This is a genomic window from Quadrisphaera granulorum, assembly GCF_003149145.1.
Lineage (GTDB): Bacteria > Actinomycetota > Actinomycetes > Actinomycetales > Quadrisphaeraceae > Quadrisphaera > Quadrisphaera granulorum.
In genome coordinates this window covers 36,750-60,725 of record NZ_QGDQ01000007.1, presented here as the reverse complement: position 1 = coordinate 60,725, position 23,976 = coordinate 36,750, and the positions used below count along the sequence as shown (strand labels likewise).

Annotated in this window: 19 protein-coding genes; 8 read left to right on the top strand and 11 right to left on the bottom strand. The window is 72.5% G+C overall.

From position 1 onward, the window contains the following. Window positions 1-25 precede the first annotated feature (25 nt). Window positions 26-1,579 carry an acyl-CoA synthetase gene (locus tag BXY45_RS07375; protein WP_109773688.1) on the top strand — a complete coding sequence of 518 codons (1,554 nt, stop codon included), beginning with the start codon at window positions 26-28 and terminating at the stop codon, window positions 1,577-1,579. A gap of 64 nt (window positions 1,580-1,643) precedes the next feature. On the opposite strand, the gene BXY45_RS07370 is transcribed toward BXY45_RS07375, so the two are convergent. Both BXY45_RS07370 and BXY45_RS07365 read right to left on the bottom strand, forming a co-directional pair. Further along, entirely contained in the window at window positions 1,644-2,444 is an 801-nt protein-coding gene (locus tag BXY45_RS07370) for an SDR family NAD(P)-dependent oxidoreductase (protein WP_109773773.1), read from the bottom strand. Between the two features lie 5 nt (window positions 2,445-2,449). Then, window positions 2,450-5,374, bottom strand: coding sequence for an aminotransferase (locus tag BXY45_RS07365; RefSeq protein ID WP_109773687.1), 2,925 nt, complete (start codon window positions 5,372-5,374; stop codon window positions 2,450-2,452). Between the two features lie 63 nt (window positions 5,375-5,437). On the opposite strand from BXY45_RS07365, the gene BXY45_RS07360 reads away from it, so the two are divergent. Further along, window positions 5,438-6,064, top strand: coding sequence for a TetR/AcrR family transcriptional regulator (locus BXY45_RS07360; protein ID WP_342799523.1), 627 nt, complete (start codon window positions 5,438-5,440; stop codon window positions 6,062-6,064). 75 nt (window positions 6,065-6,139) lie between these two features. On the opposite strand, the gene BXY45_RS07355 is transcribed toward BXY45_RS07360, so the two are convergent. The 4 genes from BXY45_RS07355 to BXY45_RS07340 all read right to left on the bottom strand — a co-directional run bounded on the left by BXY45_RS07355 (window position 6,140) and on the right by BXY45_RS07340 (window position 10,158). Next, window positions 6,140-6,991, bottom strand: coding sequence for an ABC transporter ATP-binding protein (locus tag BXY45_RS07355; protein WP_109773685.1), 852 nt, complete (start codon window positions 6,989-6,991; stop codon window positions 6,140-6,142). Then, a complete protein-coding gene (locus BXY45_RS07350; RefSeq protein WP_170131363.1) occupies window positions 6,988-8,037 on the bottom strand; it encodes a FecCD family ABC transporter permease in 1,050 nt (349 codons plus the stop codon). The genes BXY45_RS07355 and BXY45_RS07350 overlap by 4 nt, the downstream gene beginning before the upstream one ends. Window positions 8,038-8,111: 74 nt before the next feature. Further along, window positions 8,112-9,188, bottom strand: a complete 1,077-nt coding sequence (locus BXY45_RS07345; RefSeq protein WP_109773683.1) for a FecCD family ABC transporter permease — start codon at window positions 9,186-9,188, stop codon at window positions 8,112-8,114. Window positions 9,189-9,192: 4 nt separating this feature from the next. Further along, window positions 9,193-10,158, bottom strand: coding sequence for an ABC transporter substrate-binding protein (locus tag BXY45_RS07340; protein WP_109773682.1), 966 nt, complete (start codon window positions 10,156-10,158; stop codon window positions 9,193-9,195). Window positions 10,159-10,477: 319 nt separating this feature from the next. On the opposite strand from BXY45_RS07340, the gene BXY45_RS07335 reads away from it, so the two are divergent. Continuing rightward, window positions 10,478-12,097 carry a diguanylate cyclase domain-containing protein gene (locus BXY45_RS07335; protein ID WP_109773681.1) on the top strand — a complete coding sequence of 540 codons (1,620 nt, stop codon included), beginning with the start codon at window positions 10,478-10,480 and terminating at the stop codon, window positions 12,095-12,097. Between the two features lie 22 nt (window positions 12,098-12,119). Here the strand turns inward: BXY45_RS07335 and BXY45_RS07330 are convergent, their stop codons facing one another. Continuing rightward, a complete protein-coding gene (locus BXY45_RS07330) occupies window positions 12,120-12,767 on the bottom strand; it encodes a TetR/AcrR family transcriptional regulator (protein WP_109773680.1) in 648 nt (215 codons plus the stop codon). A 122-nt stretch (window positions 12,768-12,889) separates the two neighbouring features. On the opposite strand from BXY45_RS07330, the gene BXY45_RS07325 reads away from it, so the two are divergent. The 5 genes from BXY45_RS07325 (at window position 12,890) to BXY45_RS07305 (ending at window position 19,206) form a co-directional block, all read left to right on the top strand. Then, entirely contained in the window at window positions 12,890-14,689 is a 1,800-nt protein-coding gene (locus BXY45_RS07325) for an ABC transporter ATP-binding protein (protein ID WP_109773679.1), read from the top strand. Next, complete coding sequence (locus BXY45_RS07320) at window positions 14,686-16,428, top strand: ABC transporter ATP-binding protein (RefSeq protein ID WP_109773678.1); 1,743 nt, start codon at window positions 14,686-14,688, stop codon at window positions 16,426-16,428. Before BXY45_RS07325 ends, BXY45_RS07320 begins: the two co-directional genes overlap by 4 nt. After that, window positions 16,425-17,756, top strand: a complete 1,332-nt coding sequence (locus tag BXY45_RS07315) for an MFS transporter (protein ID WP_109773677.1) — start codon at window positions 16,425-16,427, stop codon at window positions 17,754-17,756. The genes BXY45_RS07320 and BXY45_RS07315 overlap by 4 nt, the downstream gene beginning before the upstream one ends. Beyond that, window positions 17,747-18,466: a siderophore-interacting protein gene (locus BXY45_RS07310; protein WP_109773676.1), complete on the top strand. Its 720-nt coding sequence runs from the start codon at window positions 17,747-17,749 to the stop codon at window positions 18,464-18,466. Before BXY45_RS07315 ends, BXY45_RS07310 begins: the two co-directional genes overlap by 10 nt. A gap of 74 nt (window positions 18,467-18,540) precedes the next feature. Then, the gene (locus BXY45_RS07305) at window positions 18,541-19,206 is read left to right on the top strand and encodes a helix-turn-helix domain-containing protein (protein WP_109773675.1); all 666 of its coding nucleotides are present in this window, start codon (window positions 18,541-18,543) and stop codon (window positions 19,204-19,206) included. A gap of 126 nt (window positions 19,207-19,332) precedes the next feature. Here BXY45_RS07305 and BXY45_RS07300 read toward each other — a convergent pair whose 3' ends face one another. The 4 genes from BXY45_RS07300 to BXY45_RS07285 all read right to left on the bottom strand — a co-directional run bounded on the left by BXY45_RS07300 (window position 19,333) and on the right by BXY45_RS07285 (window position 23,962). Beyond that, complete coding sequence (locus BXY45_RS07300; RefSeq protein WP_109773772.1) at window positions 19,333-20,574, bottom strand: allantoate amidohydrolase; 1,242 nt, start codon at window positions 20,572-20,574, stop codon at window positions 19,333-19,335. A 16-nt stretch (window positions 20,575-20,590) separates the two neighbouring features. Continuing rightward, entirely contained in the window at window positions 20,591-21,730 is a 1,140-nt protein-coding gene (locus tag BXY45_RS07295) for an FAD-dependent oxidoreductase (RefSeq protein WP_109773674.1), read from the bottom strand. A 268-nt stretch (window positions 21,731-21,998) separates the two neighbouring features. Beyond that, complete coding sequence (locus BXY45_RS07290) at window positions 21,999-22,496, bottom strand: HutD/Ves family protein (protein ID WP_170131362.1); 498 nt, start codon at window positions 22,494-22,496, stop codon at window positions 21,999-22,001. Between the two features lie 122 nt (window positions 22,497-22,618). After that, the gene (locus BXY45_RS07285) at window positions 22,619-23,962 is read right to left on the bottom strand and encodes an FMN-binding glutamate synthase family protein (RefSeq protein WP_109773672.1); all 1,344 of its coding nucleotides are present in this window, start codon (window positions 23,960-23,962) and stop codon (window positions 22,619-22,621) included. Window positions 23,963-23,976: the final 14 nt, after the last annotated feature.

The following is a 23,976-nucleotide window of genomic DNA, read 5'->3' as shown; positions in this document are numbered from 1 at the left end:
CCGCAACGAGGCGGAGGACGACGACGTGGACGTCAGCGCGGAGGCGCAGGGGATCGGCAGCTGGCTACGCCTGCGCGCCGTGAAGTCGAAGGGCCACCCGGCTCTGGTCTTCAACGGAGCGGAGCTCACCTACGACGAGCTCGCCGACCGGGTCGACGGCATCGCCGCCGGTCTGCGGGCCCGGGGCGTCTCGCGGGGCGACCGCGTGGCCTACCTCGGTGACAACCACCCCTCCTTCGTGGAGGCGATGTTCGCCACCGCACGGCTGGGTGCGGTCTTCGTGCCGCTCAACACGCGGCTGGCCGCGCCGGAGCTGGCGTACATGCTCGCGGACTGCGGCGCGAGCCTGCTCATCAGCACACCCGCCCTCGCCGGGAGGGCCGACGAGGCCGCTGCTGGGTCGGCGCAGCCCCTGGTGCAGGTGCGGGTCGGTGCCGATGGTGACGACGGGGCTGGTGACGACTTCGAGGCGCTCCTCGACGCACCGCCGCTCACCGACCTGCCCGACGTCGGCCTGGAGGACCCGGCGCTCATCGTCTACACCTCCGGCACCACCGGACGCCCCAAGGGGGCCGTGCTCACGCACGGCAACCTCACCTGGAACGCCCTCAACGTGCTCGTCGACTACGACGTCACCAGCACCGATCGGGCGCTCATGGTGTCCCCGCTGTTCCACGTCGCCTCCCTCGGCATGGGTTGCCTGCCCGTGCTGCTCAAGGGGGCGACGGTGCTGCTGCAGGAGCGCTTCGTGGCGGCCGAGGCGCTCGCCTCCATCGAGACGTTGCGGGCGACGACGATCAGCGGCGTCCCCACCACGTTCCAGCTCATGGCGGACGACCCGACCTGGGCGACGACCGATCTGTCCTCCCTGCGGCTCATGACCTGCGGAGGTTCACCGGTGCCGGACCGGGTGCGCGAGGCCTACGAGGCGCGCGGTCTGCGCTTCTCCGGCGGCTACGGCATGACCGAGGCCTCTCCGGGCATCACGCTGCTGCCGCCGCAGCACACCGCCGCGCACCCGCGCTCCGCAGGGCTGGCGCATTTCTTCACGCGCGTGCGCATCCGTGACACCGCCACCGGCGAGCTCGCCGGCCCGGGGGTCGCCGGTGAGGTGGAGGCTCTCGGCCCGAACACGTTCCTCGAGTACTGGGGCAACCCCTCCGCGACCGCCGATGCGCGCACCCGCGACGGGTGGCTGCGCACCGGCGACGTCGGCCTGCTCGACGAGGACGGCTTCCTCGTCATCGCCGACCGCATCAAGGACATGATCATCTCCGGTGCGGAGAACGTGTACCCCGCCGAGGTCGAGAACGCGCTCATGGCGCTGCCGGGTGTGACCGGGGCCGCGGTCATCGGCCTGCCCCACGAGCGGTGGGGCGAGGTGCCCCACGCCGTCGTCACGCTCGCTCCGGGTGCGGAGCTGACGAGTGAGGCGATGGTCGAGCGGCTGTCGGTGTCGCTGGCCCGCTACAAGGTGCCGCGCACGCTGGAGGTGGTCGCCGAGCTGCCGCGCACGGCCAGCGGCAAGGTGCCCAAGCGCCTGCTGCGGCAGCGCTACGACCGCACCGGCGCCCCCTGATCGTGATCATGGGAGGCGTGCACGCCTGCCGTGTGCACCTTCCATGATCACGGCCGGGGGCCGGTCAGATGCGGCTGCGCTCCTCCGCGACGGAGTTGCCGCCGTCCACCACCAGCACCTGGCCAGTGACGTAGGAGGCGCCGGGGGAGGCGAGGAACGCCACCACGGCGGCCACCTCGTCGGGTGTCCCGGACCTCCCCGCCGGGGTGGCGCGGCCTGCATCCAGCTCCCGTGGGGTGGCTGACCCGGTGGCGATCCACCCCGGCGCCACGGCGTTGCAGGTGATGCCGCGCGGGCCCAGGTCGATGGCGAGGGATCGGGTCAGCCCCACCACCGCGGCCTTGGCAGCGTGGTAGGCAGCGTCGTCGCCGTAGGCCATCACCGGGCCTGATACCGAGGCGACGTTGACGATCCGCCCGACGCCGTCCGGCAGCAGCGGCAGCGCCGCGCGCGTCACGTAGAAGGTGGTGTCGAGGGTGCGGGCGATGCTCGCGCGCCAGTCGGCGTCCGTGGTGGACGCGACCGACGCCGCCGCCTCGGACCCCGACACCGCGACCATCCCGGCGTTGTTCACCAGCACGTCGAGCCCGCCGAAGCGCTCGGCGGCCACCGCGACGAGGTCACGCGCCACCTGCGGGTCGGTGAGGTCGCCGACGACGCCGGCTGCCTCCCACCCCTGGGAGCACAGCTCGGCCACGCGCTCGTGGATGCGGCCCGTGGTGGAGGCGACGACGACGGCGTGGCCGGCGGCGGCGAGGTGACGGGCAGTGGCGAAGCCGATGCCGTCGGGGCTGCCCGCGCCCGTCACCACCGCCACTCGCCGCCTGCTGGGCGCCCGTTGCTGGTCCGGCACCGGCGAGGTCATCGCCGTCACCAGCCGGTGGTCAGCACCCGGTCCAGCGCGTCGACGAACGCGTCGACCGACGCCTCCGCGATGCACAGCGGAGGCTTGATCTTCAGCACGTTCTGGAAGTCACCGGTGGGCTGCATGATGACGCCCAGCTCGAGGAGGCGGGTGCAGATGGCCTCGGTCTCCTCCGTGGCCGGTTCGAGCGTCTCGCGGTCTCGCACGAACTCCAGCCCGAGGTACAGGCCCGACCCGTGCACGGTGCCGATGATCGGGTGACGCTGCCCGAGCTCCTCCAGGCGTGCCTTGAGGTGGGTGCCCACCACGCGGGCGTTCTCCTGCAGGCCCTCGTTCTGGATGACGTCGAGCACCGCGGCGCCGATGGCCGAGGAGACCGGCGAGCCGCCCGTGGAGGAGAAGAAGTACCCCTGCGTGCGGTACCTGTCGGCGATCGCACGGGTGGTGATGACCGCGCCGAGCGGGTGACCGCCACCGATGGACTTGGCCACCGCGACGACGTCGGGGACGGCGCCCTGCTGGTGGAAGCCCCAGAACCAGTGCCCGAGGCGGCCGAAGCCCACCTGCACCTCGTCGGCGATCGCGACGCCGCCGTGGCGGCGCACCGCCGCGTACACCTGCTGCAGGTACCCGTCCGGCAGGGCGACGCCGCCGGCATTGCCGAAGAACGTCTCGCAGATGAACCCGGCCGGCGGCCGGCCCGACGCCGCGAGCTCGTCGATGACGGCCACGGCCTCCGGCGCGTAGAGCGCGGCCTGCTCCCCGCGGTGGCGCCCGCGGAAGGAGTTGGCGGCGTCGACGGTGTGCACCCACGCCGGGCGCGTGGCCAGCGCGTTGGGGTTGTCGGCGATGGACGTCGAGACGGCGTCGCTCGCGTAGGTCCACCCGTGGTACGCCTCGCGCATCGCGACGACGTCGGGCCGGCCGGTGGACGCCATGGCCAGGCGGATGGCCAGGTCGGTGGCCTCCGAGCCGGAGTTGACGAAGAACACCGTGTCGAGCTCGTCGGGCAGCGTGGCCGTGATGCGCTCGGCGTACTCGGTGATGGCGCGGTAGTGGAAGCGGGAGTTGGTGTTGAGCAGGTGCATCTGGCGGGTGCCCGCCGCGATCACGTGCGGGTGCGCGTGGCCCACCGACGCGACGTTGTTGACCATGTCGAGCAGCACGCGGCCGTCGACGTCCACCAGCCACTCCCGGAAGCCGCGCTCGATGCGCGGGGGAGTGTCGTAGTAGTGCTCCTGCACCTCGGCGAGCACGCGGTGGCGGCGCGCCAGCACGTCGTCGCCGTCGTCGTCGCCCTCCGAGGTGCCGGCGGTGGGTGAGGTGGGCAGGCCGAGCGCCGCCTCGGGGTCACCGCAGACCTGGTGCCACGCCTGCGCCATCGCCGGCGTCACGCGCGGCGCCGGGGCGCTGGTTCCCGCGGGGTGGCGCTGGACGAACAGGCGGGTGCGTGCCGGCAGGACGTCGGTCTCGGTGCCCTCGCCGAGCTCGCCCGTCAGCGGGGTGACGGTGACGACCTCGCCGCCGTCCGTCCACGTGAGGACGCCGCCAGCGAGGCTCGCGCCCTTGAGGCGCGCCGGCTGGGCCAGCCAGACGGTGGTGCCGGTGGGCACGGTCTCCCGCGTCAGCGGCAGTGGCCCGTCGGGCGCGAGCAGCAGGGACCGCCACGCGGGCACGGTGACGACGTCGGCGCCGCCGTCCAGCGCGGCCAGTGCCGCGGTGTCGAGCGCGTCCGCGTCGAGCCACGCGCCACCGTTGTTCAGGGGTGACTCGGTGGAGGCGTCGAGCGCCACGTGACGGGCGAGCTGACCGAGCAGCGGTGCCCCGTTCCACGCAGGTGCCGGCGCGGCCGGACGGCCGAGGGCGGCGCGCGTGGCGGCGGTGAGCACGTCGAGCGGCACCGAGACGGCCTGCTCGAGGATGCGCATCTCCCGGTCGAGGCCGTCGGAGGCGTAGGCGTTGTCGTCGTCGATGCGCACCTGCGCGCGACCGCTGAGCACGAGCACCGCTCCGCGCAGCACCACGAGCGGCCAGAAGGCGGTGATCTCGGCGTCGTCGAGCGGGCGCAGCCTGTCGAACGCGCGGACGGCGACGAGTGCGCTCTCGGGGGTGGCGCCGTCGTGGTGGAGCACCGAGGAGGTGGTCACGGCGATCTCGCCGACCCGCCACGACGCGCTCACGTCACCGAAGTCGATGACGGCATCGGGCACGGTGGCGCCGGGGTGGCGCAGCACGTTGTCGTCGGTGACGTCGAAGTGGCCCACCTGCACCGGCAGCGCGTCGGCCACCGGGGCCAGTGCCGCGAGCGCGGCGTCGGTGGCGCGCTGCACGAGGTCGCGCACGGCGGCGTCGGGTTCGGAGGGGAGCAGGACGCCGACGACGCGGGCGGCGTGCTGGAGGTTCCACTGCAGCACGCGCCCGGCGGCCGGGTGCTCGACGTCCGCCAGTGCCAGGCTGACCTGCGCGGCCAGCTCACCCATGCCGGCGACGACCGCGGGGGCCAGGTAGCCGGAACCGTTCAGTGTGCTGCCGGCGATGTTCTCGATGACGCGGGCGTGCAGGCGACCCTGGGAGGTCTGCCACCACGCCGACATCGGCCCGCGCGGCCCCTCCACCAGGCGCGGCACGCGCAGGTGGGGGCTGTACTGGCCGACGACGGCGGCGGCGGTGTCCTGCAGCTCGATCTCGGCTTCGCTGAAGGCGGGGTTGCTGATCTTCAGCACGCCCAGCGGCTCGGACGAGCCGGGCTCGAACAGCCGGAAGTTCTGGTCTTGCTGGCTGCCCAGCGGCGAGATGTCGGCCTCGACGCCGAACACGTCCGCGACGAGGCGTCGGGCCTCGTCAGCGGAGAGCGTCGGGGTCGGGAGGTCGACCTGGGCGAAGTAGTCGAAGACCGCAGTGCTCACCGGGGTGTCCACGGGCGGAAACATACGGTGTTTGTTTTAGCGTGGACAGTGCCTGTCTAGGCTGTTCGAGATACCCGGGAGGCATCCATCGCCAGACCGAAGCAGCCGCTGCTCAGTCGCGACCTCATCGCCCGCACGGCGCTCGCCCTCGTGGACCAGCACGGCAGCGAGGGCGCAAGCATCCGCCGGGTGGCCGCCCGCCTGGGAGTCAACCCCACCTCGCTGTACCACCACGTGCCCGACCGCGCCGCGCTGGTCGAGGACGTGCGCGCCCTCGTCTCGGCCTCCATCGACTCCGAGCCCCTGCGCACGATGGCGTGGGAGGACGGGCTGCGCGCCTGGGCGCGCTCCTACCGGGCGGCCTTCGCGCGCCATCCGCGCACCGTGCCGCTGCTCATGTCCACCCGCTCCTCGACGCCGGTGGTCCTGAACGCCTACGAGTACTTCGCGGTGGCCGCGGAGGGCGTCGGCTGGAGCAGCCGCGACGTGCTGCCCTTGCTCACCGCCTTCGAGTCGTTCGTCATCGGCAGCGTGCTCGACATGTCCGGCCCCCCGGTGATGTTCGACCCGAGCGGCCAGGAGCAGGCGCTGCCCCGGTTCGCGGCCGCGTTCGAGACGCTCTCCGACGAGGACCCGCAGGACCCGGTGGCCACGCGGGCCTTTGAACTGGGACTGCGGATGCTCATCGACTCGTCCCGCCCCACCCCGGTCTGACCCCTCCCCTCCGCGACGATCAAGGAAGCTACGCACGCCCGGCGTGCGCGGCTTCCTTGATCTCGGGGGTGGGGATCAGGTGCGGGCGCGGTGGGAACGCGCTCGAGGCACCACCAGCGGCGTGCCCGTCTCGGGGTCGTCGATGATGACCGCCGCGAGGCCGAACACGTCGGCGACGAGCTCACGCGTGAGCACCTGAGGCGGTTCGCCCTCGGCGACCACCCGCCCGTCACGCATCACCACGAGGTGGGTCGCGTAGCGGGCCGCGTGGTTGAGGTCGTGCAGGACGGCGACCACGGTGCGGCCCTCCTCGTGGAGGTCGGCGAACAGGTCGAGCAGCTCGATCTGGTGGGCGACGTCGAGGTAGGTGGTGGGCTCGTCGAGCAGGAGCACGCCTGTCTCCTGGGCGAGCGCCATCGCCACCCACACCCGCTGGCGCTGACCGCCGGAGAGCGCCTCCACCGGGCGGGTGCTCAGCTCCTCGACGCCAGTGGAGCGCAGCGCCCGCTGCACAGCCCGCTCGTCGGACTGCGACCACTGGGCGAACGGTGTCTGGTGGGGGAACCGGCCGCGGGCCACGAGCTCGGCCACGGAGATGCTGTCGGGTGCCACGGACGACTGCGGCAGCAGTCCCACCTGGCGCGCGAGCTCCTTGGGCTTGTAGCGGGTGACGTCACGCCCGTCGAGCAGCACCGCGCCGCTGCGGGGTGTCATGACACGGGCGACGCTGCGCAGCAGCGTCGACTTGCCGCACCCGTTGGGCCCGATGATGGCGGTGAATCCGCCGTCGGGGATCGCCGTGGTGACGTCGTCGACGACGACGGCCGTGTCGTAGGCGAGCGTGACGCCCTCGATGCGGACGCGGCTGCCGGCGGTGCTCTCGTCCGTGGCCGGCGCGTGGGCCGACGCCGGGGTCTGGGTGGTCATGAGGCGGGTCTCCTGCGTGCTTCGCGGACGACGAGCCAGACGAGGTAGGCGCCCCCGAGGCTGGCGGTGACCACACCGACGGGCAGCACGAGCGTGCCCCCGAAGGCGTGCTGGCCGATGAGGTCGGACGCGGCCAGCAGGAAGGCGCCGGTGGCGGCGGCGGTGAGCGGTTCCACGCCGGGGGTGCCGGTGAGCTTGGCGGCGATCTGCGGCGCGGCCAGGGCCACGAAGGCGATCGGCCCGGCGACGGCGGTGACCACCGCCGTGAGCAGCACACCGCAGACGATGAGGACGACGCGCGTGCGCTCCGCGCGCACGCCCATGCTGCGGGCGGCGTCGTCGCCCATCTCCAGCAGCGTGGCGCTGCGCCAGACCAGCACCACCAGCGCGAACGGCACCGCGAGGAGCACCAGGGCCGGGGTGACGCGCTCCCACTGGACGCCGTTGAGGCTGCCCAGGCCCCAGAACGCCGCGGTGAGCGCGGCCTTGAGGTCGGCGGTGCGCAGGATCCAGGAGTTCACCGCGGAGAGCACGGCGGTGACGGCCACGCCGACGAGGATGATCCCGAAGCCGGTGGTGCTGCCCTGGCGCGCCGCGAGGTAGACCACGACGGCGGTCAGGGCGCCGCCCAGGATCGCGGCGAACGCCGTGGTGGAGAAGGCCCCACCGAGGAAGACGATGGCCACCAGCGCGCCGGTGTGCGCGCCCGTGGAGAAGCCGATGACGTCGGGCGAGCCGAGCGGGTTGCGCGTCAGCGACTGGAACGCTGCGCCCGCGCAGCCGAGCGCCGCGCCGAACCCGAGCGCCGCGATCACGCGCGGCAGGCGCCACTCACGCACCACGGTGGCGGCCATCCCCTCGGCGCGACCGGTGAGGGCCTGCACTACCTCCAGAGGCGGCACCGTGTAGCGGCCCAGGGCGAGGGAGGCGACGACGACGACGGCCGCGGCCACCCCGAGTGCCGCCACCACGGTGACCGCCCGCGCGGAGACCAGGTGCGAGAACGGGCCGAGGCGCACCGGGCGCACCAGGCCGGGGAACTGCACGGAGGGCTGGTCCCCAGACGGCGCTGGGTGTGACGGCGCTGGGCGTGACGGGGCGGGGTGTGAGGGGGCGGCCATCAGGGACGTCCCCTGCGGCTGCGCACGAGCACCAGCAGCACCGGTGCCCCGAGGAAGGCGGTGACGATGCCGACGGGGAGCTCACCGGGGGTGGCGATGCGGCCGATGACGTCGGCCACCAGCACGAGGATGGGCCCGAGGAGTGCGCTGTAGGCGAGGATCCAGCGGTGGTCGGGCCCGACCATCCAGCGAGCCACGTGCGGCATCATCAGGCCGACGAAGGCGATCGGGCCGGCGATGGCGGTGGCGCTTCCCGCGAGCAGGGTGATCGCCACGATGCCCAGCACGCGCGTGGTGGAGACGCGGGCGCCGAGCGCGCGGGCGGAGTCTTCCCCCAGGGCGAGGGCGTTGAAGGACGAGCCCGCCAGCAGCGCCAGCACGAGCCCGACCACGAGGAACGGCAGCAGCGGCACGAGGGCGTCGATCGAGCGGTTGGCCAGCGAGCCGGCGTTCCAGAAGCGCATCTGGTCGAACGCGTCGGGGTTCAGCACCGACAGCGCGGAGGTGATGCCGCTGAGCGCAGCCCCCACCGCGACCCCGCCGAGCACCAGCTGGGCGCTCGACGGCGGGCGCGCTGTCGCCGTCGTGATCCGGTACACGAGCACGGTGACCAGGAGCGCCCCGGCGAAGGCGAACACCGCGTAGAGGTGCACGGAGCGCACGCCGAGCAGGGCCACGGCAACCGCCACGAAGAAGGCTGCGCCCGCGTTGACCCCGAGGAGGCCGGGGTCGGCCAGGGGGTTGCGCACCAGCGCCTGCATGACCCCTCCGGCGACGGCGAGCGCCAGGCCGACGGCGAACGCCGCGAGGGTGCGGGGCACGCGCAGCTCCCACACCACGATGTGGGCCTGCTGCGAGCCGTTCCCGGTGAGGGCAGCCCACACGTCGGACGGCGGCAGGGGCGCCGCGCCGACGAGCAGGCTGGCGGTGACGGCGAGGGCGAGGGCCGCCGCGGTCAGGCCGAGGCCCGCCCGCCGTCCCAGGGGACGGCGGGCGGGCTGGCTCGGGTGCTCCCCGCGGCGCTGGCCGGGGGGAGCACCCGCCAAGGCTCCCGAGGCGGTGGTTGCTGTGCTCACCGGCTCAGGCGTCGAGGCAGGCGCGGACGTCGCCCGCGACCACCTTCGACGCCGCCGGCCCACCGAGGATCCAGGCGTCGAGGTTCTTGGTCACGCACACGCCACCGTTCTTCACGGCCGGCAGCCCCTGCCACAGCGACTGCGACTGCAGCGTCGTGTAGGCCTCGTCGCTGTCGAGGATGGCGAAGATCCTGTCGGCGGAGAGGGTGTCGAGGCGCTCCGCGGGGATGATCGAGAACCGGCCGTTCTCGCTGGGCACCGTCGGCTCGGGCAGGGTGATGTTCTTCATCGAGTCGAGCACGTGGGCGCCGATGAAGGTCCCGGGGAGGTGCCAGCGCACGTGGTCGGCGCGCACCCGCAGCGGGATGACGCTCTGGCCGGGGGTCTTCACGCCCGCGTCGAGCTCGGCGACGGTCGCGGCGAAGTCGGCCTCGACCTTCTTCGCCTCTTCCTGGTGGCCGGTGAACTCGGCGACCTGGTCGAGCTGCGTGCGCCAGTCGAACTGGCCCTCGGCGTTCTCGGTGGAGTAGGCGGCGACGGGGGCGATGTCCTTGAGTGTCGCGAGGTTCTTCTCGACGGTCTGGTCACCGATGATGAGGTCGGGCTTGAGCGCGGTGATCGCCTCGAAGTCGGGCTGGTCGTCGTTGCCGACGAGGGCGAAGTCGGCCGGCACCTTGTCTGCCAGGTAGGCCGGTACCTCGACGGCCTTGGACCAGTACGTGGCGCCGACGGTCGGCACGTCGAGGGCGGTGGTGAGGTCGAGGGCGCGGGACTGCACGACGACGACGCGCTGCGGGTCCTGCGGAACGTCGACGGGTCCGAGTGCGGTCTGGACGGTCCGCGTGCCGCTGGCTTCCGTCGTGGCGCTCGTCGACCCCGCGGCGGCGGGCTCGGTGGATGAGGATCCGCATCCGGCGAGGGCGGAGGCCAGGACGACGGCGGTCAGCGACGCAGAGCGCACGGGGTGCATGGAGATCTTCCTGCTCGAGGTGGCAGGGGCGTCCTCCGGAATGGGGGGACGCCCACTTCGGCGGAGATCACCTTAGGGCAGGCTTACCTACAGCTCGACCGGTGGAGGCCTCGTGGGTGGGTGATGCTGCTCACGTCCCGCTCGACGTCGGAGTCCCGGTCCAGCCACGTCGGCTCCGCCTGCACCGCTGCTCCGCGCACCTGTCCAGGGCTGTCGCTCGGTTGCCGGTCGAACTCGCGGAGGTCGTTCCGTTGCGACCCCCGCGACGTGCGTCTGATCCGGGCTCAAGACAGCTCGGGCAGCTGTCGATCAGGCACAGGTGAAGCCCGACCATGCGCGAGAGCTCGAGGCGCTGCTGGCGCGCTCGGACATCGCGCTGGCGGCCATCGATGACATCGGCTTCCGCGTGCCGTGGCCCGAGGCGCTACCACCGGCGGGGGAGCGCGCCGTGCCCCTGCCACCCTCCCGCTCCACCTTGCTCGACGTGCTCGTGCCATCAGACGCCGCCGCCGTCGCTCAAGCCTGGGAGCGCCGCGGCGAGGGGCGGGTCGCGGTGACGGTCCACCTGCGTGAGGACCCCCGCATCGAGGCGGAGCTGATCTTCTTCGACACCCTCGACAGCGTCGGTGCGGTGGTCGCTGTCTTCCTGCCCGGGGCTGAGTCGTCTGCCGACGGCACCCAGGCGCCCGCAGCGATCCCACGGGAAGCCCTCACCACCTCCCAGGGGCCCCGCAACGCCGTCGTCGTGAAGTCGCTGAAGGCCGAGGTGCTCTCCGCGGACGCTCGGATGACCCTCATGACCGGGTGGTCTGAGGACCAGCTGCGCGGCATGCGTTCCTCCGAACTCGTCCACCCGGAGGACCTCGATCGCGCCGTCCGCGCATGGCTGGAGCTGCGCAACACGGGGCGCTCGGTGAGGGTGCGCGTCAGGCATCTGTGCGCCGACGGGTCCTGGCTGTGGGTGGAGCTGGAGAACCGCTACGGGGAGCGGGACGGCCATCCGGTCGTGGTCTGCGAGATGGTCGACCTGAGCGACGAGATGGCCGCGCACGAGGCCGCCAGATCCACGGCCCGTCTCTTCCGCCTGCTCGCCGCCAGCCTGCCGGTGGGCGTCGTCCTCCTCGACGACGACGGAGCGGCCACGTTCGCCAGCGCGAAGGCACTGGAGCTGCTGGGCGCGCCGACCGTCGCCCGCCTTGACGACGTGGTCGCGCGCTTCGCCGAGAGCCATCGCGCTCAGCTGGAGGCTGCAGCGGCCGACGCGCTCGCCTCCGAGCGGAAGGTCGTGCTGGACGCCGAGATCAGCCCTGGTGACGCAACGGCCCGCTGGTGCCGCGTGGAGATGGCTCATGTCGACGACGACGACGGCGGCCGTGGGGTGCTCGTCTGCCTGACGGACACGACCGAGCGCCACGAGCTGGAGGCGGAGCTGCACCGGCGCGCCCACACCGACGCGTTGACCGGGTGCGCCAACCGGGTGGGCGTCCACGAGCACCTCGGGGCGCTGCTGCGCGCGGCACCGCCGACGAGCGGCGCGGCCTGCGCGCTGGTCTTCGTCGACCTCGACGGGTTCAAGGCCGTCAATGACGAGCTCGGCCACGCCGCCGGTGACCACCTGCTTGCCGAGGTGGGGCGTCGGCTGCGCAGCGCCGTCCGTCCGGTGGACCTGGTGGGGCGCCTGGGCGGCGACGAGTTCGTCGTCGTGGTGACCGATGTCGAACCCGGCGAGCTCGACGTCCTGCGGGAGCGGTTGCTGCACGACCTCAACGACGTCGTCGACACCCCCGCCGGTCCCGCCCGCCTGGCGGCCAGCTGCGGCGCCGTGCTGTCGGCTCCCGGGGACGACGTCGACCGCCTGGTCGCCCGCGCCGATGCCCGGATGTACGCGCACAAGCGGGAGCGTGCGTGCGCCCCTGACCGAGGCCACTTCTCCATCTGACGCAGTCACTCTGCCGTAGCCATCAGAGGACGCTGTCCAGCAGACGCTGGAGGTTGCCCTCGAAGAGGTGACGCCTCTGGGTCCCTCGTCGACGGCACAGCATCTCGGCCAGCGTGGGGTACTCACCAACGTCGATGTCCCCCATGCCTGCTGCGACACGGTCAAGTTCGCCGTCGCGGTGGGAGTCGATGGCCTCCCCGTAGGTGTAGTGCCAGATGAGGGCGTACGCCGCGGCCATCTCGTCGTGGTTGCAGCCGGCGTTCTTGAGGGCGTTCAGCATGCGTTCGACGACGGGCAGGATGTCGGGGCTGCTCAGTCCTTCGGAGGCGACCAGGGTGACCACCCAGGGGTCGCGCCGGAATCTCGCGTGCACGGCGGTGACCAGGCCCGTCAGCTCTTCGCGGGGGTCGAGCGAGACCGGCGGCAGGTCCATCTCCGCCACCGTGCGGTCCAGCATGCGGCGCAGGAGGTCATCCCGGCCTGACACGTGGCGGTAGAGCGTCATGGGACCGGTGCCGAGGTCGTCCGCGAGCTGTCGCATGGTCAGCGACGGCAGGCCGGTGGAGCGGACGCGCGCGAAGGCCGCCTCCAGGACCCGGTCGACGCTGAGGCGCGCAGCGCGCGGCTTCCCCGTCGTCGGAGATCGAGCGTTCGTGCGCTGTCCGGTCACGCTCCGATTCTCGGTCCCGCGCAGCCCCGCCGCGGGGACCGGGAGGTGGCCTTGACGCGACCGTGCCGCTTAGGTGAGGCTTGCCTTGCGCGTACGCCGTACGCACTCGATCGGAGGACGGCATGTCCACAGCTGCTCCCGCTGCCCCACCCGCCGCTACCCCGCCCCCTGCAGGCCTGGGCACGCTGATCGCCCCCGTCCGCTCGCGCGTCGTCCTTGCTGTGCTCCTGCAGGTCGTCGCGTCGGTCGCCGCGGTGGTTCCCTTCGTCGCTGTCGCGGAACTGGGTCGGGCGCTCCTGGCCGATCCCGTCGCCAGCGCGAGGGTCTGGACCGTCGTAGCGGTGGGTGGGCTGGCGCTCGTCGTCAGGTTGGCCGCGATGGTTGCGGCGACCGGCATCACGCACCTCGCGGACAACGACCTGGGCCTCAGCCTGCGCCGCGCGCTGGTCGACCGGCTCGGGCGGGTGCCGCTGGGCTGGTTCACCGAGCGCAACTCGGCCGCCGTGCGTGCAGCAGTCGGCGACGACGTCAGCGCCTTGCACCACCTCGTCGGGCACAGCTTCACGAACATCGCTGCCGCCGTCGTGACCCCTCTCGTCTCGCTGGGATACCTCCTCTGGGTCGACTGGCGGCTGGCGGTGATCACCCTCGGACCCGCGCTCATCGGCATCGCTGTCTACGCCCGGCTGATGGCTGGCGCGCGTGACCACTACGAGAGCTACAACGCCGCCATGGGGAGGGTCACGGCCGCCGCGGTGGAGTTCGTCGAGGGCATCGCCGTGGTCAAGAGCTTCGGGCAGGCCGGGCGCGCGCACCGTCGCTTCCTCGAGGCTGCTGACGCCTTCGCCGATCGCTTCCTTGCCATGGTGCGCACCACCTTCGCGGGCACCGTGGTGATGGAGCTGCTGCTGTCGCCGTCGTTCATGCTCATCTGGACCACCGCGGCGTCCACGGTCTTCGTCGCCGCCGGATGGATCGAGCCCGTCGACGTGCTGCCGTTCGCGCTGCTCGGCGTCGGCCTGGCCGCTCCGCTGACCGCCCTGGGGTACTCGGTCAACGACGTGCGTGTCGCACGTGCGGCGGCGGGCCGGGTGGGTGGGGTCCTGGCGACCCCGGAGCTGCCGCTGAACGTCCACCCGCGGGAGCCAGCGGGAACCGACGTCGTCTTTGACGCGGTCACCTACAGCTACGGCGAGGAGTCGGCGGCGGTCCAGGAGGTCTCCTTTGAGCTCCGGCCCGGCACGGTGACGGCCCTGGTGGGCAGATCGGGCTCCGGCAAGACCACGGTGGCGCGCCTCCTGCCTCGGTTCTTCGACCCGGACGCCGGATCCATCTGCATCGGCGGGGCGGACATTCGCTCCCTCACTCCCGACACGCTCTATCGGTCCGTCTCCTTCGTCTTCCAGGACGTCCGCCTGCAGCGGGCCACGGTCGCCGAGAACATCGCGTTCGGCCGTCCCGACGCGCGGCGGGAGGAGATCGTTCAGGCCGCACGCGCCGCGAGGATCGACGAGCGCATCCGTGCCCTGCCGAAGGGGTACGACGCCGTCGTCGGGGTGGACGTGAGCTTCTCCGGGGGAGAGGCGCAGCGCCTCTCGATCGCCCGCTGCTTCCTCGCCGACGCACCTGTCATCGTCCTGGACGAGGCGACGGCCTTCGCCGACCCCGAGTCGGAAGCCGCGATCCAGGACGCACTGTCGACCCTCGCCGTCGGGCGCACCCTCCTCGTCATCGCCCACCGGCTCCACACGATCGAGCGCGTCGACCAGATCCTCGTTCTGGAACGAGGGCGGATCGTCGAGCGCGGCACCCACGAAGAGCTCCTCGCCGCGGGCGGACGGTACGCGCAGATGCGTCGCGGGACCGCCAGCCCAGCGGGGGCCTACCCGGCGGAAACCCACCCAGCGGAGGTCAGCGCATGATCCGGCAGCTGTTCGGCATCCTCGACCCCGTCGCCGCGCGCACGCTGCGCCGCATGCTCGTCGGGCTCGTGCTGTCCGCGACGCTCCAGGGCATCGGGTTCGTCCTGCTGGTGCCGGTCTTCACGGCGCTCCTCGGGCCCTCGCCCGCGGCGGCGTGGCCGTGGATCGGTGCCATGGTCGTGGTCTTCGTCGGGTACGCCCTCGCCCACGCGGACAGCCAGCTCGCCGGCTACCGCCTGGGCTCAGGTCTCTCACGCCGGATCCACCACCTCCTCGGTGACCACGTGGCCACCCTCCCCCTGGGCTGGTTCACGCCGGCGCGCACGGGCGCCCTCTCCCAGCTGACGGGGAAGAGCACCTTCGACGTGATGGGTGCTCCCGCGCACCTGCTCAGGCCGCTGGTCACGGCCTTCGTGACGCCCGCCGTGGTGGCCGTCTCGATGCTCTTCTTCGACTGGCGCCTCGCCGTGGCGGCCCTCGTGTCCGTTCCGTTCATCGCCGTGACCTTCCGGTGGTCGTCGCGCCGGATCAGCCGGTTCGACGTCGAGCTCGATGCCGCCGCCACCGAGGCGGGTAGCCGCGTCATCGAGTTCGCCCAGATGCAGCCGGAGCTGCGGGCGTTCCGCCGCACCACGGACGGGAACCGGGCGCTCGACGAGGCGCTGGCGTCGCAGCACCGGGTCTCCCGCGCTCTGGTGCGCGGATCCGTGCTCCCGTTCGTGGCGTTCGTCCTCGTCGTCCAGCTGGCCTTCACCGCTGTCCTCGTCGCAGGCGCATTCCTCGCGCTGGGCGGAGAGCTCGGTGTACCGACGCTCCTCGCGTTGCTCGTGCTTGCGGCGAGGTTCGTCGAGCCGCTCGTGGTCGCGGCTGACCTCGGCGCAGCGATCCGGATGGCGCGGGGCGCCCTCGATCGCGTGGAGGAGGTGCTCCGCACCCCCGCGCTCCCCGAGCCGGCCGTCGGCGCAGCCCCGTACGACGACAGCATCGAGTTCGTCGGCGTGAGGTTCGGCTACACCCCGGACTCGCCCGTCCTGCACGACGTGAGCCTCCGCGTCCCTGCCGGAACGATGACAGCGCTGGTCGGCGCATCGGGCTCGGGCAAGACGACCATGACGCGCCTCGTCGCCCGGTTCTTCGACGTCGACGCCGGCAGCGTGCGCCTCGGAGGCGTGGACGTCCGTGACATCCCCTCACCACAGCTCATGGCGCGGCTGTCGATGGTGTTCCAGGACGTGTTCCTCCTGGAAGGCACCATCGAGGAGAACATCCGGCTCGGACGAGCCGACGCCAGCGAGGACGACGTCCGCGAGGCCGCACGGCTGGCCGGAGTGACGGAGATCGTCGAGCGCCTTCCCGGTGGCTGGCAGACGCAGGTCGGCGAGGGGGGAACCGCGCTGTCGGGGGGCGAGCGCCAGCGGATCTCCATCGCCCGTGCCCTGCTGAAGGACGCCCCCATCGTGCTGCTCGACGAGGCCACGGCGTCGCTCGACCCCGAGAACGACGCGGCCTTCCACGCAGCGTTGGTCGAGGTCTCCACACGCCGCACGCTCCTCGTCATCGCCCACCGGCTCGACACCATCGCCCGGGCAGACCACATCGCCTTCCTGGACGGCGGGCGCATCGTCGAACTCGGCACCCACGAGGAGCTCCTCGCGCGTGACGGTCACTACGCGCGCTTCTGGAAGGAACGGAACGCCGCCGCCGGGTGGCGCCTCGACACGATCAGGACCCCCGCATGACCACCCAGACATCTGCCCGACCGACCCAGCGCCGGGAGTTGACCCTCCTCGCCGGCCTGTATGTCTCGCAGTTCCTCGGTGTCGGCTTCTTCTACACCGGCGTGGTCGGCATCCTGCGCTCGCAGGGGGCGTCGCTCGACCAGCTCGGGCTGATTCAGTTGCTCGGCCTGCTGTGGGGCGTGAAGTTCCTGTGGGCGCCGTTGGTCGACTGGTACGGCAGCGCGCGGCGCGGGCACTTCCGCTCGTGGCTCCTCGTGCTGCAGCCACTCATCGCGGTGTGCCTGCTGGTGATGGCCGCGATCGATCCCGTGAACCAGTTCTCCGTGCTGATGGTGGTCGCAGCTCTCGTGGTGCTCCTCTCGGCGACGCAGGACGTCGCCGCGGATGCGCTCGCCGCCCGCATGGTGGAGCACGGCACCCGGGGTGTGGCGAACGGCATCCAGGTCGCCGGAGGCTACCTCGGCAACATCCTCGGCGGCGGCGCCGTGCTCGTGGTGTACGACGTTCTCGGGTGGGCGCCCGCTCTCGTCACCCTCGCTGCGATGACCGTGCTGCCGGTGTGGATGATCGCGCGCCACCGCGAGCCCCCCCGAGGCGTCTCGCCCGAGTCGCGGCCGTCGCTCCGCGATTTCGCGCGCGTGTTTCGAGCTCCCGGCGTTGCTCGCTGGACCTTCCTCGTGCTGCCGCTGCTGTTGATCGGGGTGAGTTCGGCGCAAGCGCTGGTGACGCCCATGCTCGTCGACGCGGGCTGGTCGCTCGCCACGATCGGGACGTTCAGCACCATGGTGGCCGGGGCGGTGGCGATCGCGGCCGCGCTCGCGACGGGCCTGCTGGTGCGCCGGTTTGGTCGCCTGCGGATCCTCGTGCTCGCCGGGGCGATCCAGGCCGTCGCGATCCTGGCGCTGCTCGTGCTCGCCGGGCGAGAGGCGGATGCCGCGGTCATCGCGGTGATCGTCTGCCTGGTGAACGGTGCGTACGGGGCCGTGGCGACGGTCGTGTACACCGTGCACATGGACCTCTCGCGGTCGGCGACGGCCGGCAGCGACTACACGTTGCTCGCGAGCTTCGCGTTCATGGCGGGACTCATCGGAGGTGCGGTCGGGCTCGGCGTCGCCGCGAGCGTCGGTTATGGCTGGGTGATCGTCGCCGCTGCCGTGCTCGTCGCGGCGGGCGTGGCCCTCGCCCCGGTCGCGCTCGCGCCGATCGTGCGAGCCGCGGCGCCGGTGTCGGCTGACGAGGGAGAGCCGGTCGTCGACCCCGCTGTCGACCCCGTCGTCGCGCTCGGCCGTCCCGGTCTGGTCGAAACCGGGGATCCATCATGGCCGTGAGCTTCCAGCGCACCGTCATGCGCGCGATCGGCGCGCGTGAGCAGCGTGTGACGGTGACCGCGGCGCACGACGTGCTCGACGGCTACCGCAGGGTCTCCTTCAGCGCACCCGAAGTGATGGCCTCCCTCGACATCTACCCCACGGCGTGGGTGCGCCTCTGGGTGCCCTCGCTGACCGACCCCCGGGTGCTGAAGCAGCGGGGGTTCACCCTGGTGAACCCCGACCCGAAGGCCGGTACCTTCGACCTGGAGTTCGTCATCCACCACCCCACCGGCCCCGAGGCGTCGTGGGCGCTCGCAGCCGAGCCCGGCGAGGAGGTCGAGATCGCCGTGACCCCGACGGCGTGGAGCCCCGACCCCGAGGTCAGCCGCTACGCGCTCGTCGGTGACGCCTCGTGCATCCCCGCCTTCGTGTCGATCCTCGGGGCGCTCCCGCCCGGCGCCGAGGCCACGGTGCTCTTCGCCGGCACGCCGGAACTGGCCCAGCTCGTCCGACGGACCGACCGACCCGTCGACTTGCAGGTGTTCCCCTCCGGCACTGAGCAGGTGACGGCGCTGAGGCAGCTCGACCCGGACGGGCTGGTCGTGTGGTGCGCGGGGGAGCGCAGGGACGTCGCTGCGGTGCGCGACCTCGTCCGGCGAGACTGGGCCATGCCTCGCCACCGGCGGCACACGCGGTTCTACTGGATGGCCGACAAGCCCTTCGGGTGAGGATCTGCCCTCGCTCCGGCAACCGGGGTGACCTCTCCGCCCCCGCGGCCGGAGCGAGGCGGCACCATGGGCGGATGGACAGTGCGCCCGACATCGGCGACGAGGTGGCAACCGGCTCGCCGGCGCGGGAGGTCGAGCGGTCCGACGTCGGCCCTGCCGAGGGCGACCTGGAGCGCGTCATTGCGGCGCAGGTCCGCGCCTACCGCCTGGCGGCAGGCGTCTCGGTCGCGGAGATGGCGGAGCGGGTCGGCATCTCGAAGGCGATGCTCTCCAAGATCGAGAATGCGCAGACCTCGTGCAGCCTCACCACGCTGGCCAGGCTCGCCAGCGGACTCGGCGTGCCGGTGACGGCGCTCTTCCGCGGCGTCGACGCCGAGCGCGAGGCCGTCTTCGTGCCAGCCGGCCACGGCGCGCAGATCATCCGGCGCGGCTCGCGCCAGGGCCACCTGTACGAGCTCCTCGGCGCGCTCCGCGGCCCCCACAAGCGCATGGAGGCGGTGCTCGTCACCCTCACCGAGGCGAGCGAGGTGTTCCCGCTCTTCCAGCACCCCGGCACCGAGCTGCTCTACATGCTCGAGGGGGTCATGGTCTACGGGCACGGGGAGTCGCGGTACGAGCTGCACCCCGGTGACGCGCTGCAGTTCGACGGCGAGGGTCCCCACGGGCCAGAGCAGCTCATCGAGCTGCCCGCGAAGTTCCTCGCGGTCACGGCCTACGGAGAGCACCCGCCCACGTCGTGAGCACTGCACTCACCCCCTCGCGACGATCAAGGAAGTTGTGCGCGATCACCGTGCACAACTTCCTTGATCGTCGCGGAGGGGATGGGGCGGTGACCGATCGCCCATGATCACTGAAGGACGTGGTGGTCAGGTGAGGAGGTGCTCCAGGGCTGTGGCGAGGGCTGCGGCGCCCTGCTCGGCGTCGTCGTCCTCCACCGCCTCGGCGGGGGAGTGCGACACCCCCGTGGGGTTGCGGACGAAGAGCATCGCCGAGGGCACGTGGCCGGCGAGCACCGCGGCGTCGTGGCCGGCGCCAGTCGCGAGCACCGGGGCGCCGGACAGGACGCGCGTGAGCCGGTCGCGCAGCACACCGTCGAAGTGGGCCGTCGCGCTGAACGACTCCTGCGTCACCACCAGCTCGCACCCCTCAGCCCGGGCGGCCTCCGCAGCACGCTCGCTGATCTCAGCGACGACGGCGGCGGTGACCGCGTCGTCGGGGTGGCGCACGTCGAGCCACGCGTCCACCCGGCTCGCGATGACGTTGGTGCCGCCGGGCACCGGCACGATCCGCCCCACCGTGGCGCGGGCGTCCGCGTGCGCGAGGGCGCTTTGCCGCGCGGCGAGCACGGCGGCCGCCGCGGCGACCACCGGGTCGCGCCGGTCGGCCATGAGCGTGGCGCCTGCGTGGTTGCCCTCGCCGGTGAAGGACAGCCGCCACCGGCCGTGGCCTAGCACCGAGCTGGCGACGGCAACGGGCGCGTCGAGATCGATCAGGCCACGGCCCTGCTCGACGTGCAGCTCGACGAAGGTGCCGATGCGCGCCAGCGCCTCGTCGTCCCGGCCCAGGTGCGCGGGGTCCATGCCGGCCCTGCCCCAGGCCTCGGCGAGCGTCGTCCCGTCCGGGTCGGTCAGCGCCAGCGCCCGCTTAGGGGCCAGCTCACCGGTGAGCAGCCTCGACCCCAGGCAGGCGACCCCGAACCGCGAGCCCTCCTCCTCGGGGAAGACAGCGACGCCGAGGGCGCGTGACGGCGTGATGCCGCGGGCACGCAGGTGGTCGACGGCCACCAGCGCCGACGCCACCCCGAGTGGCCCGTCGAAGGCACCGCCGCCGGGCACGGAGTCGAGGTGGCTACCGGTGACCACCGATCCGCGCAGGTCGGCGCCGGAGGGGTTCCACCAGGCCCAGGCGATGCCGTTCCTGTCGACGTCGACGTCGAGGCCGCGCCGCTGCGCCTGCTCGACGAACCAGGCCAGCAGGTCGCGTTCGGAGCCTGACAGCACGGGGCGGCTGTAGCCGCCGCGGGCGGCGTCGCGGCCGGTGTCGGCGATCTGCCCGAGCAGTTCCGTCACCGTGTCGCCGCGGTTGCCAGCCGGGGGTGGAGGGGTCACGAGATCAAGCTTGCCCTCAGCCACGGGCGGACACCGCACCCACCCGGAACCGCTCCGGCGCTTGCGCGGCACCGCTCGCGACGTCGGCGGCGATCTCACCCAGCAGCGGCGCGAACTTCGCCCCGTGGCCCGAGCACGGGGAGAGCACGGTGACGCCGTCCACACCATCGATCACGAAGTCCTCCGTGGGGGTCATCGTGAACAGGCACGTCGTCTCCGCGTACGGCTCCGGCACCAGCCCCGGCATCCAGTGGCGCACGTACTCGACGACGCGCTCGCGGTTGGCGGGGTCGATCAGTCCGCTCTGCCGCGACGCCGACCCGATGCGCGGCCCCGCGGCGTACTCGGCCACCTTGTGCCCCGCGAAGCCCGCGTCGCGGCCGCCGGGCAGGGAGTAGACCTGGATCTGCGGGGTCTTGTGGATGGTGGTCGGCCAGGTCCCGTGAGGGTGCTCGTCCGAGTAGGGGAAGTGGAACGCGTTCTCCTGCGTCACCTCCAGGCGCGGCAGCGCAGCCACGAAGCCGGCGGGCAGCGCCAGACGCTCCAGCAGGTCGGGAAGCCAGCCGCCGGCGGCGACGACCACGCGCCCGGCGGTCAGGGAGCGGCCGTCGTCGGACTGCGCGACGAAGCCCGCCGCGCTGCGCTCCAGCGAGCGCAGCGGCCACCCGGTGAGCACCTGAGCGCCGTGCGCGCGAGCCTGGTCGAGCATCGCCGCGACAGCACCGGCCGCATCGATCACCGCGCCGCCGGGCTGCACGAGCACCTCACCGTCGACCGTCAGCTGGGGCCACCGAGCGCTGGCCTCGGCGGCGGAGAGCAGCTCGTGCTCGACGCCGACCTCTTCCAGCACCCGCGCGAGGGCCCGCGGGTTGCGCAGCGGGCCGTGGTCGACGGCGGGGGTCGGGGTGAGCACGGGGGAGCCGTGCAGACGCTCCAGCTCAGCCCACCCGGCGGCCGACTGCACCACCATCGCGGCGTACGCGCGCTCGGGATAGGCGTAGCGGAAGATGCGCGCCGACCCGTGGGAGCTGCCGTCGTGCGCAGCAGGTTCGGTGCGCTCGACCACCGTCACCTCGTGTCCCCGCTGCGCCAGGCGCCACGCGGTGGCAGCGCCCGCCAGGCCCGCTCCGACGACGAGGTACTCGGTGCTGCTCATGGAACGACCTTCCAGGCGAGGTGCTGAGTGGAGTCAGGGAGACAGACCGCGGGAGAACCGACTCAGAGCGGGGCGAGGAGGGGCTTACCCAGTCCGTGATCATGGACTTCCCGAGCACACCACGGCTGAGAGCTCGCAGATCTTGGCGCTTCGTCGCCCTGTGCCCGCTCACGGGCCGACACATCGCCAAGATCGGCACCGCTCGTGGCTCGAGAGTGTTCCGGAAGTCCATGATCACGACGGATGGGGAGGCATTCTCACCACGTGTTCAGGGGTGGGTGGTGGAGCTCGGGCGGATCGGGGCGACGTTGATGACCAGCGCGGTGCCCAGCACGTGCGCGGGGCCTTCGACGAGGTCGAGCGGTCCGAGGTCGCGCCCGTCGGCCAGGTGCGCCGTGCCCTCGAGGACGACGAGCGCGGTGCCGGGGCGCACCAGCTGCTGCGTCTGGCGCCGTCGTACGTCGACGCGGCAGACAGACCGCTCGGCGAAGACGTTGATCGCCCGCGCCGGACCCCACGGCAGCGCGGCACTGACGTCCGCCTCGCCGTCGAAGCGGAACGGCCTCCCGGCGGGTAGCTGGTGGGTCGTCCCGTCGACGGTCAGCTCGACGTCAGCCCCGACCGGTGTGAACACACGCTCGACACCGGGGAAGGACGAGAAGGGCCCGGGCTGGGTGAGGTCGGCGACGCTCACCCACCAGCCGCCGTCGTGCTCGGAGCGGGGCCGCAGCTCCCGGGTGGTGCCCTGGCCGTTGCGCCAGGGCACCACCCGCGCCTGCGTGAAGCGGGCGACGTGCAGCTCGTCGTCGAAACCGGACCGGGACCCTGATCGACTGCTCGACCGGAAGCCCGACCGAGCGCCGGACTGCGAGCCGGGCCGGGGAAGCGTCAGAGTCCCTGACCGGGGATCCATGAGGTGCCTGCCAGGGGGAGCCGCGCCATGGCGGCGGACTCGATGGTGAGCGCCACCAGGTCTTCCGGCTCGAGGTGGTGCAGGTGGGCCTTGCCGCAGGCGCGGGCGATGATCTGCGCCTCCATCGTCATGACCCGCAGGTAGTTGGCCAGGCGGTGGCCGGCGGCCACCGGGTCCAGCCGCTGCTGCAGCTCCGGGTCTTGCGTGGTGATGCCGGCCGGGTCCTGGCCGGCCTGCCAGTCGTCGTAGTACCCCGCGGCGGAGCCGAGCTTGCGGTACTCGTCGTCCAGCGCCGGGTCGTTGTCACCGAGGGCGATGAGCGCCGCCGTGCCGATGGCCACCGCGTCTGCACCGAGCGCCAGGCACTTGGCCAGGTCGGCGCCGTTGCGCACGCCACCGGAGACGATGAGCTGCACGCCACCCTCGGTGCGGTGCACGCCCATCTCCTGCAGCGCCTGCACGGCCTGCGGGATCGCGGCCAGCGTGGGGATGCCCACGTTCTCGATGAAGACGTCCTGCGTGGCGGCGGTTCCGCCCTGCATCCCGTCGACGACGACGACGTCAGCGCCCGCCTTCACCGCGAGCTTGACGTCGTAGTACGTGCGGGAGGCGCCGACCTTGACGTAGATCGGCTTCTCCCAGTCCGTGATCTCGCGCAGTTCACCGATCTTGATGGCGAGGTCGTCGGGGCCGGTCCAGTCCGGGTGGCGGCACGCCGAGCGCTGGTCGACGCCCACGGGCAGCGTGCGCATCCCCGCCACGCGCTCGGTGATCTTCTGACCGAGCAGCATGCCGCCGCCACCGGGCTTGGCGCCCTGGCCGAGCACCACCTCGATGGCGTCGGCGGCGCGAAGGTGATCCGGGTTCATGCCGTACCGCGAGGGCAGGTACTGGTAGACGAGGTGCTTGGACTGGCCGCGCTCCTCCTCGGTCATGCCGCCGTCGCCGGTGGTGGTGGAGGTACCCACCTCGCTGGCGCCGCGGCCCAGGGCCTCCTTGGCGCGACCCGACAGCGCACCAAAGCTCATCCCCGCGATGGTCACCGGGGTCTGCAGGCGCAGCGGGTACTTCGCGTTGCGGGCGCCGAGCACCACGTCGGTGTCGCAGCGTTCGCGGTAGCCCTCGAGCGGGTAGCGGGACATGCTCGCGCCGAGGAAGAGCAGGTCGTCGAAGTGCGGGAGGGCCCGCTTGGCGCCGCCTCCGCGGATGTCGTAGATGCCGGTGCGCGCGGCGTGCTGGATGGCGGCGATCGTCGTCCTGTCGAACGTCGCCGACTCGCGCAGGCCGCGGCTGGCGACGTCGTCCGGCGTGTGAGTCATCGTGGGTCTCCTCA